The organism is Bacillus sp. J14TS2 (genome assembly GCF_018333015.1).
Lineage (GTDB): Bacteria > Bacillota > Bacilli > Bacillales > Bacillaceae_C > Lederbergia.
Genome location: NZ_BORE01000003.1, coordinates 470,673 through 487,380, shown reverse-complemented (window position 1 = coordinate 487,380; position 16,708 = coordinate 470,673). Strand labels below are relative to the sequence as shown.

Here is a 16,708-nt window from a genome sequence, read left to right as displayed (position 1 = left end):
CGTGGTGAATGAACATAGAGTTCACTGTTAGTTGCTACTTACTAAACCATTTTTTGGAAATTCACGGTGGTAGGTGTATTTCCTATACTTAAAAATGGGAAAAAAAGTATTTGACATAGTACGCTAAGCAGTAAAAAAAGCGCAAGCGTCTATTAGGAAGCTGCGATGCTTGCGTTTTTTAATAAGCGCCTATGAACATATTTCCGAGATATTTCGACAATTTTGTGTCCATAGAAGTGGTCTATGAACACATTTCTGCGATATTTTGAAGATTTCGTGTTCATAGAAAAAAAGAGGAGCTTCCAGAAAGGTCAGTCATTGACCTTTTTGGGAGCTCCTTTTCATAACCTTTATTTAAATAAGTTAAATTTACCTTTTTTCATGGTGAGCGGTACGCCGCCAATCATCAGAAGTGCACGATTATCAATCATTTTCTTCATGAAAGAAGCTCTTGTGCCGGTTACTTTTTTACCGAAGACAACTCCAATCGCATCATCATCACCAAGAGAGCATACTGTTCCCTTGTTATCAAAACTAAACGTTTGAAGATCTGTATTACCGTTAATTAATTTAGTAAAATTCCTCGCTAAAAGTTCTCCCTGCTGCATAGAAATTTGTGCTGTTGGTGGGAAAGGACGATTAATTTCTTCGTTAATAATCAAAGCACAGTCCCCAATAATAAAGACATCTTCATATCCAGGTGCACGTAAATATTGATCTACTTTTACACGGCCACGCATATTTTCAAATCCTGATTCTTCGACGATTGGGTTACCACGAACCCCAGCAGCCCAGACAACTGTTTGAGCTCTAATTTCTTCTGTTTCGTCTTCTCCTTTTGCCACGACGATTCCATCTGGTGTCGCCTCTTTAATGGCTGTTCCAATCATGAATTCAACGCCTTTTTTCTGTAGGTTTGCCATCGCATATTGAACAAGCTCTGGGTCAAATCCTGGTAAAGCGGTTGGCGCAGCTTCCACACAAACGATCTTCACTAATTTTTGGTCAATATCATATTCTTTACAAAGCTCTGGAATACGATTACCAAGTTCACCTAGGAACTCAATTCCGGTAAAGCCTGCTCCACCGACTACGATAGTTAGACGCTCAGGATCCTTTTCTCCCTCAACTTTATACGTCGCAAATTGATATTCAATATGCTCGCGAATTTGTCTAGCAGCATTCACGTTTACAATTGAAAATGCATATTTGTCTAAACCTTGAATACCAAATGTTTCAGGAGCTGCTCCTAGAGCAACAACCAAATAATCATAAGAAAGTTCTTCATCTTCAAGAATCACTTTTTTTGATTCAGGCTCTATCTTTGTTACCGTTTTTTGGACAAAATTTACTTTCCCTGGATTGATCACCTTCGAAATATCATAACGTACTCGGTCATGATGAAGTGTTCCGGCAGAAGCTTCATGAAGCCATGTTGTTTCATAATGATAGTCATTCTTGTTTACTAATACAATATCAGCATCATTATTTCCAAGATGCTTTTGCAATTGAGTCACGGTCATAAGTCCACCGTATCCAGCACCTAGCACGACAATTTTTGGCCTGTTCATAATATATCCCTTCCCTTTTACATCATCTTCTTTTAGAGGATGTTCAAAAATTCCGGTAAAATTGACACTTCAAGATATATGGTCTTCGACTCAGTAGATCCTGTACAAGTCCGCTACTCGAAATTGCGCCGTCTCGAACTTTTTGGTCCTTTTTATCCTCTTTTTTGAACACGTACTTTAAACGGGACGTTCAAAAAGCCTAGTAAAAATAACACTTGAATTTCTTAATTGCCTGTTTCAACAAAACCTGACTTTTCTCTGTGCAAATTTCCTATTTGATACAGCCTATTTCTGAAATTCTCGCTTTTTTTTAATCTTCTTTTTGAACATTTATCTAGAGAAAGCACGAAATATAATGTGATTCTATTCACGTACCACACTAGAAACCCAGAATGTTGTCACAAATTATTAACATTAGTCTCAATATACATTATATGCTTTTATTCACCTTTTTCAAGCAGTTATTTTAATCCAATTACTTTTTTTATTATTTTGAAGCTCTTTATTGTATTTTATTAGATGATTCGATATTATGTAACACTAGCAACTATATGGTATGATAGAGGATGAATTTCTTAGTCACTACAGGAGGGATTTTCTTTGAAAGAAGATCAACAAATATATGATATTACCATTTTAGGTGGTGGACCAGCAGGCATGTTCACCGCATTTTATGCCGGCTTGCGTGATTCCAGTGTGAAGGTGATTGAAAGCCTGCCGCAATTAGGTGGACAACTTTCAACGCTTTACCCTGAAAAATATATATACGACGTTGCAGGCTTCCCAAAAATTAAGGCGCATGATCTTGTCCAAAATCTCAAGGAGCAAATGGCAATGTTTTCTCCTACCGTATGTCTTGGTCAATCTGTATCCAATTTGGAGAAATTAGAAGACGGGACATTTAAATTAACATCGGATCAAGAGATTCATTATTCAAAATCGGTGATTATCACAGCGGGAATTGGGGCTTTCCAACCTCGCCGTCTTGAATTCGATAGTGCTATTCCCTTTGAAGGAAAAAATCTTCATTATTTTGTCGACGATATGCAACAGTTTAAAGGACAACGTGTAGCGATTTTGGGTGGTGGCGACTCTGCAGTCGACTGGGCCTTAATGCTTGAGCCGATTGCCGAAAAAGTTAGCCTGATTCACCGCCGAGATAAATTCCGTGCCCATGAGAGCAGTGTAACCCAATTACAAAACTCCAAAGTTGAAATATTAACACCCTTTGTGGCATCAGACCTTGTTTGTGATCAAATCGCCATCCGTAGTCTAGAACTTGAGGAAGTCAGAGGAGATCGCAAGCATACTGTGGAATTGGACTCTCTTATCTGTAATTATGGCTTTATTTCTTCCTTAGGCCCTATTAAAGAATGGGGATTAGAGATCGAAAAAAACTCGATTGTGGTCAATAGCCGCATGGAAACAAATATCCCAGGAATCTACGCTGCAGGCGACATTACCACCTATCCTGGTAAAGTCAAACTTATTGCAACAGGTTTCGGCGAAGCCCCAACGGCGGTTAGCAATGCAAAAGCCTATATTGATCCAAAAGCACGTCTACAACCGATGCATAGTACTTCGTTATTTGAGTAAACGAAAAAAATCAGTGGAGCATTTGCGCTTCACTGATTTTTTATCGTATCGTATTACCATAATGAAAGTCATTGAAAAAATGATATATTCTTAACGAGACCACTGAAATAGTGCCGCAAATAAAGGATCTCATGAAATACTGTTGATTTACGTTCTACTATTCAACCATCGATAAAAGTATTTTTTCCATTTCTGCTTTTGATAAGATATCTGCACTCATGGTAATTTCGTACCCTTCTTCTGGAATAGTTACTCTCATTCCTTGAACATTGCTACCATCATAATATGCAAATTCAAATTTAAAACCATTTAACGTATAAGAGTTGATATGGTCATACATCCATGACTCTAATTCACCATCTTTATCTTGACCTATTTTCTGTGTAGTAGTTCTAAAACCATGACCATTTGCACCTCTTCGATATTGAAATTCAACAATGGGGTCTTCGCCAATATTCATTTCCTCTGTACGAGCTACTTCTGACTCCAATTCATAGCTTTCTGGTACATATGATGGGCGTTTAATAGGATAACTAACCATCTTTTGTGCTTCTTCTAATGTATGTGTTGTGAGTGCCACTACCCTTATTTCATACTTTTTGAGGTCTGCTCGTAATTCCTCTAACCTTTTTTCTTCTTCAGCAGTGGGGTTTAGCCTATTTTCCATAGCCATTTTATTTTGGATTGCTGTTTTTTCTTTAAACACCTTTTTGTAATCGGTAAATTCTACTTCTGTAAGCTGCTCTTTAACTAATTCAAAGTGTCGTTCAATTTCTGGTAAATTTTCACTTTCATCAGGGAATGTTTCAATAAGTTCTTTATTCGAACCAAAAATTTGTCCTATTAACGTATCAGTAGCATCTGCTATATAAGACCCACCTAATGTCCAAGTACCCCCTATTATTAATAGTGAAGCAACTGAACCAATCAACCATTGAGGATATCTTTTCTTTCCCTTCGACTTAACTTGTTTCTCATTAGATTCCAAATTTTCAATATCAGTAAAAATTCGATTTTTCAATTCTTGTTTCTGCTTTTCCTTCCACATAAAATGGGAATCCACATCCCTTAAGGAATTGTCAAAATCAGCATTTCCGAATTGCTTCCGCATTCCAATATTCCCCCTTTAGTAATTGTTTTTTCAAAGCAGGGATGGCTCTGAAAAGTGTCGATTTGACTTTACTCTCAGACCAACCTAATATCTTCGCTGTATCCTCTATAGAAAAGCCTTTTATTTTTCTTAAAATTATCACCTTACTATATGTATCTTTAAGCTGCTCTAACGCTTTATACAGTTCATATGAATCCTCTTTTATTTGAACAACTTCTTCCGGTAATGGAAGGTTGTCCTTCTGTGAATGAAAAACTCCTTTAAGGAACATAACTGATTTCTGTTTCCTAAAAAAATCAACTGTAAGGTTGTGGGCAATACTAAAGAGCCATGTTTTTTCACTGGAATGATGCTTAAATGAATCATAATATAAATACGCTTTGACAAAAGTATCATGTGTTAAATCCTCTGCTAGTTGATAATCCTTCACTATCAATAAAATAAAACTTAAAACTGATTTACTATGTTGGTCGTACCATTCTGAAATTTCTTCTTTTTTGCAAGTAGTCAAAATTCCACCTCTTTTCCTTTAGATTTTTCAGTACTTAGACGTAACAGCCAACTAAAAGTTTCGGTTAGAGTTTCAAAATTTCTAAAATTATCTGTTCGTTCCTTTATTAACAGATTTATCCGTTGAATTTGATTCCATAAGAAAAACGCCTTCTAACTTATCGTCAGAAGGCGCTTATTTATGAATAGATATTCACTAATCAAAGGGGATGTACGTAATCCTAAACCGATTAAATACATAAGTCCCATCACTTAATTTTCTGTCAGAAAACCCTTAACACTTCTCCGGTGTTCCTGTCACTTTCGCCGTACGGAAGGACGAGCCACAGCCGCAAGAAACAAGGGCATTCGGATTTTCAATGGTAAAGCCGCCACCCATCATGGATTGTTTATAATCAATTACCGTTCCTGTCACAATTGGCGCCGTTTCCTCATCAATCACAACCGGGACATCATGGGCAACAAAGAAATGATCAGATTCTGCTTTATCATGATCTAAGCTCATGCCATAAGATAGGCCGCTACATCCACCACCATTGATCGAAAAACGAAAATAAGCATTTGTTTCCTCATTATGCTTCATCATATCCTTAATCTGCAAAGCTGCTGCTTCCGTAAGCGTAATAATTTCACTCATTATTTGCACCCCCATCTATTTGTGGATCGGTATCCTCTAAGTATATACCTCTTACACGATATTCTCAACCAATGCAATTGGTTTTAAAACATCGGATTTTCTTCAATATATTGGTAAATCGCCTTTACAAGCAATTCTGGCGAGTCTCCCGTCACTACCTCTCCATTCACAAGGGCGTACAAAGATTCGGCACATAGATCACAATGATCCAGACAGCCGTATTCGATTATATCCAAATTGGGATCTTCCTCTAAAATTTGTAACGCTTCATAGCTTCCCATCCCAAGATTACTAATGCAAAATTCAATAATCGGATTCACACAATCACCTCATCCACATTATTATCGTACTCGCATTCGTCCCATTAGTCAAAAATCATCATTCAATGGAAAAAATAAGAGGTATTTTTCTCTCTAGAAACTCAGCAAGAATGGTTGTATATCAAGCCTGAATTCGGTATACTTTACCGTGGGATTAACCATACATATTAAACGATTCATACTTTGAAACTTTGTTATGAAAAGCCTTTATTATGAAGAAAGACTTTATAAAGCTTCTACGATCCTTCTTCGCAATTCGCGATATTTTACTCACACAAGTAGCTGGCAAAAGGAGATATTTTAATGAAAAAATTAGTATTACTCGGCGGAGGATATGGTAATATGCGGGTGCTTCGGGAACTGCTTCCTCACAACCTTCCCGAAGATTGGACAGTTACATTAATTGATAAGGTTCCTTACCATTCTATAAAAACGGAATATTACGCCCTCGCAGCGGGAACGATATCCGATCAGGATGTACGGGTTTCTTTTCCAGAAGAATCGAAGTTAAACGTACAATATGGAGAGGTAACTAATGTGGATCTGGATGAAAAATTGGTGCATGTAGCTCATTCTGAACCCATTTCGTATGACCAATTAGTGATTGGCCTAGGCTGTGAAGATAAATATCATAATATTCCTGGGGCTGATCTCTACACACATAGCATTCAATCCATTGGAAAAGCGCGTGATACATCCCAAAAGCTAAATAATCTATCGGCCAATTCTGTCGTCAGCATTGTCGGTGGAGGATTAAGTGGAATTGAACTTGCAAGTGAATTAAGGGAAAGTCGCCCGGATTTGATTATTAAACTTTTTGACCGTGGAAAAACCGTTCTTTCTTCCTTTCCTGAAAGAATCAGTCTCTATGTCCAAAATTGGTTTGCCTCAAATGGGGTCGAAGTCGTCAATGAAGCCAATATTACTAAGGTAGAAGAAGGCATTCTCTACAATAATGATCAACCTGTTTCCGCAGATGTCATTGTCTGGACGGCTGGCATTCAACCAAATAAAATCATTCAATCCATGAATGTTGAAAAAGATCGCCAGGGGCGAGCCATTCTCACCCCTTATCATAATATCCCTCAATATGAAGATGTCTATGTTGTAGGAGATTGTGCAAGCCTTCCTCATGCACCAAGTGCACAGCTTGCTGAAGGACAAGCCGAACAAATTGTAGAAATCATGAAAAAGAGATGGAATAATCAGGCATTGCCAGAAGAAATGCCATCAATAAAATTAAAAGGAACACTCGGTTCTTTGGGGAAGAAAAAAGGTTTTGGCATGATGGTAGACAGACCGATCACAGGAAGAATCGCCCGGATTTTAAAATCAGGCGTCCTTTGGATGTACAAATTTCATAAAGGATAATGAGTTTCATTCCCTAGATTTTTTTTCTAAATCTGATTATAATGGTAGGTAGGAAAGGAGTCGATCACAATGAACGAAGAAACAACGTTAGATCAAGTTCAAGTAGTCTTAGATAAATTACGCCCTTTTCTCCTTCGGGATGGTGGCGATTGTGAACTCGTTGATGTAGATGAGGGGATTGTAAAACTCCGCTTGCTTGGTGCATGTGGAACATGTCCAAGTTCGACCATCACTCTAAAAGCCGGCATTGAACGCGCCTTAATTGAGGAAGTACCTGGTATCCTAGAAGTGGAGCAGGTATTTTAAATACAAAAGCACAAGGTGTCAATACCTTCGACAAGCACATAATCTGAGCTGTTGGCGCCTGGAGCTGGACGAAAAAAGCTTTCTGCGCTGACGACTGCTTTTGCTAGTCAGCGCTAAGCTTATTCGTCGATTACCTTCAAGAACCGGTCATACTCCGGTTCTTTTTTTATGCGTGTTATAGATTTAACCATTCAATCGGGGGCATGTCGCCAATTTGTTGATTGGCTATATGATAAAACTCCTTTAAAAAAAGTTCGTAATTGTGAGCGTTGCGAATGTATCGATGGAGTTGTTCCTCAAGTTGCTTTTGCGAAGCTTCTGAAGAGCTCAAAAAGTAGTTTTCCACACAAAGAAAATAATGCAAAGGGAATAACAAGCGCGCATAGATCAATCTCCATGAGTACCTGGATAGAGGTGCAATCGATTGATATCCCTGCAAAAATTTCGTGAGCAAAGGCTTATACGAGCGTTGATGGAGAAAGTAACATTCTCGAACCCATTCCGCGATATCTCTTGCGCGATGATCGAGTACCCAATCAAATGGATTTCGGATTGCTAATTGGTCTGAATCCCATGTACTCTCCTGAAAATTTTGATGACAAATCGTTCGTTGATCTGCCTGTGTAAAAGCCTCATCAAGCTCCGTATCTTTTACATATTGAATCGCATTTTCACAAATTCCTAAATAATAAGGGAATGATTCTACAAATAATTGATTGAATCGCTCTTCGCTCGACTCACGAACAAGTCCTGACCAAACCTTTTCCATTTGCTCTAATCTTTGTATCCAATATTCCTTCCACTGTCCTTCACGATTAAAATGTGTGATAGGGGCTTGCAACTGTTTCCCACGTTCATGAAATCTTGCCAACTGTCTTCCTCGATTTTTCCTCTTAGAGCTATTAACATAATGGTTATGCAACACGACATAATCTTGCTCATTTAGTGTCACCAGATACTTTTGATCGTTTCCCGCAACAAATGTTGAAACTTTTTTATCTCCAATCTTTGCCATATGCTCTGACATCTCATATAATTCTAATAACACATCTTCTCCCAATTGGGTCACTTGAATCGTACTATATACGGAACCTTCAACAAGGTAATACACCATATCGCCTATTTGTATGGAGTTTTCGGGGTGGATATTGAAATAATTTCGCAAAATGTCTTCTGACATGCTACATCCCTCTTTTTACCTGATCTATCTTATTTATATGTGCGATCACCCCACTTTATGGGTGTAAGGATAAAAAACATATAGGCCCTTTAGATTGTAGAAAGGATGTTAAATCATGGAGCAAAAGAGAAAAGTTGGAAAAACGGAAGAGACTGCACGACGTTTATTAGAAGAAAGAGGAGTAAAGATTGAAGATATTGCCGAATTAGTGATGTATCTGCAAAAAAAATATCACCCTGATCTTCAAATAGAGGAGTGTACAGATAATATTGAACGAGTTTTGCAAAAAAGAGAAGTACAAAATGCGATTTTAACAGGCATCCAATTGGATAAACTAGCAGAAAAAGGCCTTTTGGATGAACCTTTACAACAAATTATTGCGGATGATGAAAGCTTATATGGCGTGGATGAAATTTTGGCCTTCTCTATCGTGAATGTCTATGGCTCAATTGGCTTTACAAATTATGGCTATATTGACAAGCAAAAACCAGGCATTTTAGAAAAATTAAACGATCATTCGACTGGAGCATGTCATACCTTCCTTGATGACATTGTTGGAGCCATCGCAGCAGCCGCCTCAAGTCGATTAGCGCATAGTAGCAAAGGTGAACAATAAACAAAAGCGCAAGCGCCCGTTTAGCGACGTACAAACTTTTTAAGCTTCTGACGAGATAAAGGATACACGGCGAAGCATGAGCCGATGTTGACTTATCGTAGGAAGAAGCTGAAAGTTTGCTAGTCGCTGGGCGCTGGAGCTAGACGACGAAACTCAAAATTACAAGTTATCCACAAGCGACAATTTTATAGTTTCCTTAACAACAACAAAAGCGCAAGCGCCCGTTTAGCGACGTACAAACTTTCTTAATAAGGGTGAACGACGTTCTAACAAACATCCAGTAGTCCTTGACAAGCAAATAAGCCTGACCCTATGAAAGATGCTTTTTCTCTTCATAGGGTCGGGCTTATTTAGTGGACATTGGCTAAGGACACCTCTTCCTGCGGCAAAGCCGATAGAGCTGGAGGTCGCCATTAATGCTTTCACATCCAATATTTGACTCGTATAAAAAATCTCAGCTATAGCTTGAAGAGGCTGGGAGATAGCTAAAAGTACTTTGCTCAAAGACGAACATTGTATTCACTTAGCGAAGTATATTTCCGGAGTGAGTATATACACCATACTAGTTCGTTTGTTTCTTTGGTGAAAACACTTTTGTCTCAGCCTCTTTTCTTATTTATTCAAATTTCCAGTCAGCTAAAGAATCAACCACATAGGTAGGCTGGACCATTTTTTCAATTAGCATCTCGCTTGTGGTCACACCTGTATGCACGAGCAGCGTGTCTAAGCCTGCCTGAATCCCCGCTAAGATATCTGTGTCATAATTATCTCCCACCATCAACGTGCCTTCCTTACTTGTACCTATTTGTGCCAGCGCCTGCTCGACAATAATTGCATGTGGCTTGCCAATAAAAATTGGTTCCGTCTGCGTGGACACTGAAATGACAGAGGTTAAAGCCCCATTTCCGGGAAGAAAGCCGCGTTCAGTTGGCAACGCGATATCTCCATTGGTGGAAATAAACGTCGCGCCATTTCGAACAGCTAAACACGCCTTTGCTAATTTTTCATATGTAATTTCTCGATCCAACCCAATCACAACCGCATCAGCCTTTTCATCAACCAACTCGAAGCCTTTTTCTGACAATGCGGATTGCAGTCCTTCTCCCCCAATCGCATAAACAGCAGCTCCAGGCTGTTTCTCATGAAGAAAATTCGCTGTCGCCATCGAGGTTGTAAACACTTGATCCGTTCTTGTTTCCAAACCGAAATCTTCTAACACTTGCGCAACCTGTTCCGGCCGTTTCGAAGAATTATTTGTTACAAACAAATAAGGAATTCCCTGTTCTTTTAATTTCTCCACAAACTGTAAAGCTTCTTCTATTTTTTCTACACCGCGATACATCGTGCCGTCAAGATCAATTAAATATCCTTGATAATTTTTCAAAATGATAACTCCTTTTCTTCCTTGTCCCCCATCATTTTTTAAAAGCAGAGATCGGACCTAATTCATGAACTAGATAATTTCTAATGGCGTTTGGAAAAGTCGCTAATGATTCTCCTTGCTTTACGACATTTTCAATAATCACATTGTGATCTACTACTTCATATTGTTGAACAAGCATTTTTCGACAAGCGATCACTTGTTTAAGGCTATCAGAAACAGGGGCAGTAATGACCCTCTCGTCTGTTAAAATATCAACAATATCCTCATAACTGCCGGGATCCCTCATAATAAATCCATCAATCATCGCATTACCTGTATCTAATATCGCCTCAATGATCGTATGGGAAATCCGCTCTAACGCAGCTTTTTCAAGATCTGTTTCCCAGTTTTGATGGGATTTCAGTAATTTCAATTGCCCCTCCATAAAGAGGAGACGCTCTTCTATTTTTTCACGATCAACAAAATACATCCCTTTTCCCTCCTGCTTGTACTGTTCTTATTTTAGCAGAAGAAAGAAGGAATGGTCCACAGACATTCGGGAAATCTAAGCACAAGAAAACGAAAGGTGGGTGAATGATTTGCCAGGGAAAGATCGAGAAAAAGATGAAGTAAAAGGAATTCCCTATACAGATGTCTCGAATGCTGAGACACAAGAAAACTTCCTTACTGCAGAGGAATTTCCAGAAGGTGGGTACGGGGCGGCAGAAGGAAAAAATACGCCAGTTGAAAACAAATCAACCCCTTGGAAGAAGGGGCAACGTAAATATAGTGCTTTTAACTATGAATTTAAATCATTGCACCAAAATCTCCCGCGACAATTTCCAGGTGCCCATCCGACCCATGATGATCCTGATACGGATACACAAACACCATACGAAGATAGTGAATGATATAGGGGAAAGTGAACGGCAAAATCCCATGCCGTTCTAACCCCCTTTCTGAGAATATTAACCATTTATTCGTGAGTATCGACCGTTTTTTAAAGGATACTGATCGAGTATGTCGACCATTTGTAATTGAAAGTGTTCTCTCCTCTTTATTTATCCACTTTTTTCAAAACAAAATAAGCACAGCCAAAATTACAGTACTCATACAGATATTCGTATAGGGAATTAATTTTACTCTCGTGGGCCGCTTTTTGATTTCGATCAGAGAAGAATCCTTTTAAGCGCAACTGACCATATCCCCAATCGCCGACAATAAAATCATATTTCGCTAATATATCGCTAAATCGCTCTTTCACAGCCTCTTCTTGGAACCCATCGCGGAATTCACTAATCAACTCATATTTCCGATTATTCATTATAAGCACGCCTTGTCCCTCCACAATTTAAACTGTCTATCTTAATTATAGCTTAATCCCCAACAATTACTAAGTAAAAAATATATTTTCTGAGCACGCTAATAAGAGTGGTTCAAAAAAGTCCGGTAAAAATGACCCTACGAGATATAGGTTCTTCGACTATGTACCGACACGTCCTATGAGCAACACGGAAGTCAGTACACCTGTACAAGTGCTTCCTTTGTACGATGCGAAACTTTCCTTTGTATTGGACGTTAGCAATTGACATTAGTGTAGTCGCCGACTCGGTCTTTTTTATCCTCCTTTTTGAACATACACTAATAAATAAGGAGGTGTTGAAATGAAAGTAAAATGGCCAATCATCCTTTTAACTGCCACCCTTGCAGCCTGTGGAAGTAATAATATTGCTGAGAATGATGATTTCTATCCAAAAAGTGGAAATTCAATCAATTCAGATGAGCAAGCAGATATTTATAATGAGGAGACCTCCGATGACCAATTTGGCTTTGTTCGTCAGGTGAAAAATCCAACACCTGCTAATCAAAATGATACAAAAACGATTCAATGGATGGATCGTGAAAAAGCAGCCCTTCATATTAGTGAAATACTTGTTGTCTTGCCTCATGTATCAGATGCTAGTGTCATTGTAACAGATCAAGAGGTATTGGTCGCTTATACAACTGATGCAGATGACGAAAAAGGGCGGTTTGAAATAGCTGACCAGGTGAAAAAATCCGTTTTAAATTATGTGCCAAGATGGTATCACGTGTATGTAACAGATGATCAGGCATTACGACAAGATGTTGAGAATATCGGTTCGATGACAACACAATCGCCTAATAAAGACCGTTCAGTCAAAATGGTGATCGAGCAAATGCTTGAACATTCTCCTCAAGGACGAGCGATGGGTGAAGGTGAAAATGCCAATGGCGAAAAAACTGGCGAAACCAATGACCATCTAGAAAAGACAAAATATAAACAACAAAACGATCGTAACCTTAAATAGCGATAAATTCATCTGGGGGGAGCACTCTCCCCCTAGCAACAAGATGAAAGGAGGGCATCATTTGAAAAAGCTATTTCCCTGGCTCCTTATCTTCCTTTGTTTTTTTGGTATGAAAGAAGGGAAAGCAAAGGAGCTAAGTCAGGATGAAATCTATCAGCAAAGAATGGATGTATACAAAAAGATCGAAGCTCTTACATCTACCCCGTGGTATTATCTGGCAGCTGTTGACCAATTCGAAAGAAGTATTCGGGATGTCCGAGATGATTTACCTGATCCACCGGCGATTATCGGCTATTATCTTCCACCTGAACAGTGGTCAGGTCCTCTTAATCCTAACCCAAAAGATACCAATCCATACACTATTGAACTTTTCGGCGGCATCGGGAAAGATGGGAATGGGGACAGAAAAATCGATCAGTCCAATGGCGAGGATTTACTGTATACATTGGCACAGTTTTTGCGTGAATATGGAGAAGATGATCACTCCTTCCGACTAGCGCTTTGGGATTATTATGAACGAGATCAAACAGTTCGTTCGATAATAGCAAATGCTAAAATTTACCGGACCATGGGCAAAGTTGATTTAAGTGAGAAAGCTTTTCCTCTTCCAAAGGGCTATAACTACACCTATAAAAATACATGGGGGGATCGTCGTGGGTGGGGCGGACGAAGAATTCATGAAGGAACGGATATTTTTGCTGGATATGGGACTCCTGTACGCGCGGTTGCTTACGGCGTAGTCGAATTAAAAGGATGGAATAAATATGGGGGATGGCGCATCGGCATTCGCGATTTAAATAATACGTACCATTACTATGCCCACTTAAATGGCTACTCCAAGGATTTAAAGATTGGGAATGTCGTAAAGCCTGGTGATGTAATCGGAAGCGTTGGCAGCTCGGGTTATGGACCGCCTGGAACGTCCGGAAAGTTTCCTCCTCATCTTCATTTTGGTATGTACAAAGATAATGGTATTCGCGAATGGTCCTTTGATCCTTATCCCCATTTAAAAATGTGGGAACGCTACGAGTATAAAAAACAATAGAGGAGTTTGGATATTGGTTTCCAACTCCTCTTGTCTTTGATACTTTATTTCACTCTGCTGGTTGCGATTTTGGCAATTCAATCGAAGGATTCAGCCCTTGCCCCTCATTATAAAATTGGGGAACATCACCTGGGTAATATCCCATTGCAATCGGGACATCCTGTTTGACTACAGCCGTTTCCGTACCAAATGGGATAATAATTTGTACATTGACCTCTACCGCAACAATAACGGTAATAAAAATATTATTAATGGGATAATGCTCAACCTTATGCTCTGCATTAGTCTGTACATTCCCTACCGCAGAGAAACGGATTGGAACCTTTGGGCCTAGATTACCTAATAAAGCATTATTGGTTGCTTGCCCAAGTGGGAATGAATAAGATATGCCCTCTTCTTCATTCAATTTGTCATAATCAATTTCCACCCCAGTATCCATTTCCAATGGTTCTAAGTTGCCTCTCTCCGCCTCGTTCAGATTTAATTGTATCTCCTTGGACAATTCTGCTTGAATCTGATTAATCACATCTGTCCGATATTGAACGGTTGTCCGACCGTTACCATCTGGAACCATTTCCGTCACTTCTGAAATATCCTTCACTTCAGGTAGTACATCTTTGACAGCTTTTGTGACAACCATAGGCGCTATTTTTCCAGTTTGGGTCTCAGCATAACTGATTAAAGTTGGTTTCATCCCTTTATTCACAATCCATAATCCCAATAATGTCGAGAAAACAAAAAAAACAAATGACAGCAGTAAAACATATCGAAAGGGTAATGGACCCCGTTGCCTATGTTTTGCATGGAATCGAGCCAAAAGAATCCCTCCTCTCATCAAATATATGCAGAAGAGGAAGGATTTAGCGCAAATGCATTTAATTTTTAAATTGCGAGTTCAAAATCGAGGACAAATAGGACCAAGCTGGCTGAAACCAAACAGGAAATTCGAAGTGGCATTTCTACTGGACTTTTTGAACATCTATTTCAAGCAATTTAACTCATTTTTAACAAAGCATCTTTTCCAATCATCCCAGCTGTAATTCCCAATGCTTCTGCTTCCACTGTAACGGATTCTAATGGAGCATGCAGTAATTGATCAATCGTCTTAACTCCCACTGCACGCCCAGCGATTATTTTTCGATCCACTAATTTTTCATTTAGTAAACCAACATCCAGTGCCCCACACATGATATACCCCTTCTCATTCGAAATCGTCAACAAGGTAGTTTTTGGCAGTGACACAGATGTAGCGATAAAAGTCTTGCCATCAATCATTAATGGCTCCATTGACACCATATTTATCACCCCTTCTCATAGTTATATGTATGAGAAAAGCGTGAATTAGTTGAACCCAAAACACGGGTTATCTGCTATGGAATCCATCAAACCCCTTTAATTTCCAAGCCATAATATCACGTAAAAATTCCGGCATAAAATAAGTTTTATTAGGAGAACGTTTTATTCCAGGAAAGTATTTTCCGAATGTAAATAAATCAACAGTCCCTAGCTTATACGTTCGCTCTGGCTCAAGCGGTTCTCCGTTAATTTGAACCTGGAGCTCCTCTTTATCCACTTCAATTCCCCGATACACAAATTTCCCCATTACCTTTCCTCGAAAACCGAGTCCAATCACTTCAACCTCTGGCCAATCTTCTCTTTCCGCTTCCAAAATAATCTCCTTTAGCTCTGCTCCTGAGAGCTCGACTGTACAAGGATTAATCGGATGGGGGAGCATTTGATGCAGATGGAATTTCGTCACCCTGCCCCTTTTTAAGTCTGTTAAAATCAAACCAGAGTTAATAATCGTACATTCCGCCTCACACCACTCATGTACAGCGTCACAAAGTAATAAAGCAAGTTGAGATGTTTCCTTCCATGAATAGAAAAGCGGCTCCTTAATCACCGTAACGGTCTCAGCTAATTGTGCTTTGCCAACATCCATATAATGTTGAATGACTTTCTCTTCCTCCTGCACAGCTGGCAATAAATGGGATTCAAATAGCTTCGCTTTGAACACTGGAAGAGTTTGTGCCTTGGGGTCAGCATGAAGTTGGACATACCCAACAAAACGGCCATATTTACCAGCCGCCGACATCATCGTGTTGTTTATTTTTTCCCCTTCCATAAAAAAATGATGAGTATGAGACCCCAAAATCAAATCAATTTGGGGAAATAATTGCGTTAGCTTCTGATCCTCATGAATCCCTAAATGCGATAGAACGATTAGGATATCAGCCTCTTCCTTCATCCGATTGAATTGTATTTCCAGTTCAGTAAAAGGCTCCGTCATCTCCCAACCAAGTAGATTGTATAAATTCTGATAATAGGTCGTAACAGCCGTGACGCCAATTTTTGTCCCTTTTCTCGTTTGATAGATTTTATGAGGGAGACACCACTCTGGTCGAATCTGTCCAGGCTCATATAAATTGGCGACCACTACATCAAACTCTGCTTCTCTGTATAGGTCATCCAAATTTTCATGAGCGAATGTAATCCCCTCATTATTGCCAATCGTCACGGCATCATATCCAGTCTCATTTAACAATTCAGTATTCCCTTTTCCTCTTGTCCCTTCTGTAAAAGGATGCCAGCGATCGGAGAAATCGCCAATATCAAATAGGAAAACTTCCTCTCCAGCCGCCTTATGTAACTGTTGTTTCTCTAGCAAAAACGATTGAATTCTCGGCCAATAGTCAAAATGGCTATGTAAATCATTTGTATGGTATATATGAATCCTTTCAATCATTCATTC

Annotated in this window: 19 protein-coding genes; 7 read left to right on the top strand and 12 right to left on the bottom strand. The window is 39.2% G+C overall.

Annotated features, from left to right (window positions below):
• Positions 1-350 precede the first annotated feature (350 nt).
• On the bottom strand, positions 351-1,571 hold the full coding sequence (locus tag KI375_RS07035; RefSeq protein ID WP_212972776.1) for an NAD(P)/FAD-dependent oxidoreductase: 1,221 nt from the start codon (positions 1,569-1,571) through the stop codon (positions 351-353).
• 600 nt (positions 1,572-2,171) lie between these two features.
• Between KI375_RS07035 and KI375_RS07030 the strand changes: the two genes are divergently transcribed.
• Positions 2,172-3,167: an NAD(P)/FAD-dependent oxidoreductase gene (locus KI375_RS07030; RefSeq protein WP_212972775.1), complete on the top strand. Its 996-nt coding sequence runs from the start codon at positions 2,172-2,174 to the stop codon at positions 3,165-3,167.
• Between the two features lie 157 nt (positions 3,168-3,324).
• Here KI375_RS07030 and KI375_RS07025 read toward each other — a convergent pair whose 3' ends face one another.
• The 4 genes from KI375_RS07025 to KI375_RS07010 form a co-directional block, all read right to left on the bottom strand.
• Entirely contained in the window at positions 3,325-4,278 is a 954-nt protein-coding gene (locus KI375_RS07025) for a hypothetical protein (protein WP_212972774.1), read from the bottom strand.
• On the bottom strand, positions 4,253-4,789 hold the full coding sequence (locus tag KI375_RS07020; RefSeq protein ID WP_212972773.1) for an RNA polymerase sigma factor: 537 nt from the start codon (positions 4,787-4,789) through the stop codon (positions 4,253-4,255). Before KI375_RS07020 ends, KI375_RS07025 begins: the two co-directional genes overlap by 26 nt.
• A 273-nt stretch (positions 4,790-5,062) precedes the next feature.
• Entirely contained in the window at positions 5,063-5,425 is a 363-nt protein-coding gene (locus tag KI375_RS07015; protein ID WP_212972772.1) for a HesB/IscA family protein, read from the bottom strand.
• An 83-nt stretch (positions 5,426-5,508) separates the two neighbouring features.
• On the bottom strand, positions 5,509-5,745 hold the full coding sequence (locus KI375_RS07010; protein WP_207447606.1) for a YuzB family protein: 237 nt from the start codon (positions 5,743-5,745) through the stop codon (positions 5,509-5,511).
• A 303-nt stretch (positions 5,746-6,048) separates the two neighbouring features.
• Between KI375_RS07010 and KI375_RS07005 the strand changes: the two genes are divergently transcribed.
• Both KI375_RS07005 and KI375_RS07000 read left to right on the top strand, forming a co-directional pair.
• Positions 6,049-7,116, top strand: a complete 1,068-nt coding sequence (locus tag KI375_RS07005; RefSeq protein ID WP_212972771.1) for an NAD(P)/FAD-dependent oxidoreductase — start codon at positions 6,049-6,051, stop codon at positions 7,114-7,116.
• Between the two features lie 69 nt (positions 7,117-7,185).
• The gene (locus KI375_RS07000; RefSeq protein ID WP_207447610.1) at positions 7,186-7,422 is read left to right on the top strand and encodes a NifU family protein; all 237 of its coding nucleotides are present in this window, start codon (positions 7,186-7,188) and stop codon (positions 7,420-7,422) included.
• A 175-nt stretch (positions 7,423-7,597) separates the two neighbouring features.
• Here KI375_RS07000 and yutH read toward each other — a convergent pair whose 3' ends face one another.
• Positions 7,598-8,602, bottom strand: a complete 1,005-nt coding sequence (yutH, locus tag KI375_RS06995; protein WP_212972770.1) for a spore coat putative kinase YutH — start codon at positions 8,600-8,602, stop codon at positions 7,598-7,600.
• Positions 8,603-8,717: 115 nt separating this feature from the next.
• Here yutH and KI375_RS06990 point away from each other — a divergent pair, with 115 nt between their 5' ends.
• On the top strand, positions 8,718-9,218 hold the full coding sequence (locus KI375_RS06990; RefSeq protein ID WP_212972769.1) for a phosphatidylglycerophosphatase A family protein: 501 nt from the start codon (positions 8,718-8,720) through the stop codon (positions 9,216-9,218).
• Positions 9,219-9,834: 616 nt separating this feature from the next.
• On the opposite strand, the gene KI375_RS06985 is transcribed toward KI375_RS06990, so the two are convergent.
• Together KI375_RS06985 and KI375_RS06980 are read right to left on the bottom strand one after the other, a co-directional pair.
• A complete protein-coding gene (locus tag KI375_RS06985; RefSeq protein WP_212972768.1) occupies positions 9,835-10,602 on the bottom strand; it encodes a TIGR01457 family HAD-type hydrolase in 768 nt (255 codons plus the stop codon).
• A 31-nt stretch (positions 10,603-10,633) separates the two neighbouring features.
• Positions 10,634-11,071: a DUF86 domain-containing protein gene (locus tag KI375_RS06980; RefSeq protein ID WP_212972767.1), complete on the bottom strand. Its 438-nt coding sequence runs from the start codon at positions 11,069-11,071 to the stop codon at positions 10,634-10,636.
• A 109-nt stretch (positions 11,072-11,180) separates the two neighbouring features.
• Between KI375_RS06980 and KI375_RS06975 the strand changes: the two genes are divergently transcribed.
• Entirely contained in the window at positions 11,181-11,492 is a 312-nt protein-coding gene (locus tag KI375_RS06975) for a cytosolic protein (RefSeq protein ID WP_212972766.1), read from the top strand.
• A 146-nt stretch (positions 11,493-11,638) separates the two neighbouring features.
• Here the strand turns inward: KI375_RS06975 and KI375_RS06970 are convergent, their stop codons facing one another.
• Complete coding sequence (locus tag KI375_RS06970; protein ID WP_242698042.1) at positions 11,639-11,905, bottom strand: YutD family protein; 267 nt, start codon at positions 11,903-11,905, stop codon at positions 11,639-11,641.
• A 340-nt stretch (positions 11,906-12,245) separates the two neighbouring features.
• Between KI375_RS06970 and KI375_RS06965 the strand changes: the two genes are divergently transcribed.
• Together KI375_RS06965 and KI375_RS06960 are read left to right on the top strand one after the other, a co-directional pair.
• Positions 12,246-12,911, top strand: coding sequence for a YhcN/YlaJ family sporulation lipoprotein (locus KI375_RS06965; RefSeq protein ID WP_212972765.1), 666 nt, complete (start codon positions 12,246-12,248; stop codon positions 12,909-12,911).
• A gap of 43 nt (positions 12,912-12,954) precedes the next feature.
• Positions 12,955-13,956 (top strand): M23 family metallopeptidase, encoded by a 1,002-nt coding sequence (locus tag KI375_RS06960; RefSeq protein WP_212972764.1) that lies wholly within the window; start codon positions 12,955-12,957, stop codon positions 13,954-13,956.
• 49 nt (positions 13,957-14,005) lie between these two features.
• Here KI375_RS06960 and yunB read toward each other — a convergent pair whose 3' ends face one another.
• From yunB to KI375_RS06945, 3 genes are all read right to left on the bottom strand, one after another.
• Positions 14,006-14,773, bottom strand: a complete 768-nt coding sequence (gene yunB / locus KI375_RS06955; protein WP_212972763.1) for a sporulation protein YunB — start codon at positions 14,771-14,773, stop codon at positions 14,006-14,008.
• Between the two features lie 176 nt (positions 14,774-14,949).
• Positions 14,950-15,252 (bottom strand): YunC family protein, encoded by a 303-nt coding sequence (locus KI375_RS06950; RefSeq protein ID WP_212972762.1) that lies wholly within the window; start codon positions 15,250-15,252, stop codon positions 14,950-14,952.
• A 67-nt stretch (positions 15,253-15,319) separates the two neighbouring features.
• Positions 15,320-16,702: a bifunctional metallophosphatase/5'-nucleotidase gene (locus KI375_RS06945; protein ID WP_212972761.1), complete on the bottom strand. Its 1,383-nt coding sequence runs from the start codon at positions 16,700-16,702 to the stop codon at positions 15,320-15,322.
• Positions 16,703-16,708: the final 6 nt, after the last annotated feature.

Excerpts from the sequence above, each read along its gene's own strand:
- KI375_RS07035 (WP_212972776.1), bottom strand. The coding sequence starts at position 1,571 with ATGAACAGGCCAAAAATTGTCGTGCTAGGTGCTGGATACGGTGGACTT.
- KI375_RS07025 (WP_212972774.1), bottom strand. The coding sequence starts at position 4,278 with ATGCGGAAGCAATTCGGAAATGCTGATTTTGACAATTCCTTAAGGGAT.
- KI375_RS07015 (WP_212972772.1), bottom strand. The coding sequence starts at position 5,425 with ATGAGTGAAATTATTACGCTTACGGAAGCAGCAGCTTTGCAGATTAAG.
- KI375_RS07005 (WP_212972771.1), top strand. The coding sequence starts at position 6,049 with ATGAAAAAATTAGTATTACTCGGCGGAGGATATGGTAATATGCGGGTG.
- KI375_RS07000 (WP_207447610.1), top strand. The coding sequence starts at position 7,186 with ATGAACGAAGAAACAACGTTAGATCAAGTTCAAGTAGTCTTAGATAAA.
- yutH (WP_212972770.1), bottom strand. The coding sequence starts at position 8,602 with ATGTCAGAAGACATTTTGCGAAATTATTTCAATATCCACCCCGAAAAC.
- KI375_RS06990 (WP_212972769.1), top strand. The coding sequence starts at position 8,718 with ATGGAGCAAAAGAGAAAAGTTGGAAAAACGGAAGAGACTGCACGACGT.
- KI375_RS06980 (WP_212972767.1), bottom strand. The coding sequence starts at position 11,071 with ATGTATTTTGTTGATCGTGAAAAAATAGAAGAGCGTCTCCTCTTTATG.
- KI375_RS06970 (WP_242698042.1), bottom strand. The coding sequence starts at position 11,905 with ATGAATAATCGGAAATATGAGTTGATTAGTGAATTCCGCGATGGGTTC.
- KI375_RS06965 (WP_212972765.1), top strand. The coding sequence starts at position 12,246 with ATGAAAGTAAAATGGCCAATCATCCTTTTAACTGCCACCCTTGCAGCC.
- KI375_RS06960 (WP_212972764.1), top strand. The coding sequence starts at position 12,955 with ATGAAAGGAGGGCATCATTTGAAAAAGCTATTTCCCTGGCTCCTTATC.
- KI375_RS06950 (WP_212972762.1), bottom strand. The coding sequence starts at position 15,252 with ATGGTGTCAATGGAGCCATTAATGATTGATGGCAAGACTTTTATCGCT.
- KI375_RS06945 (WP_212972761.1), bottom strand. The coding sequence starts at position 16,702 with ATGATTGAAAGGATTCATATATACCATACAAATGATTTACATAGCCAT.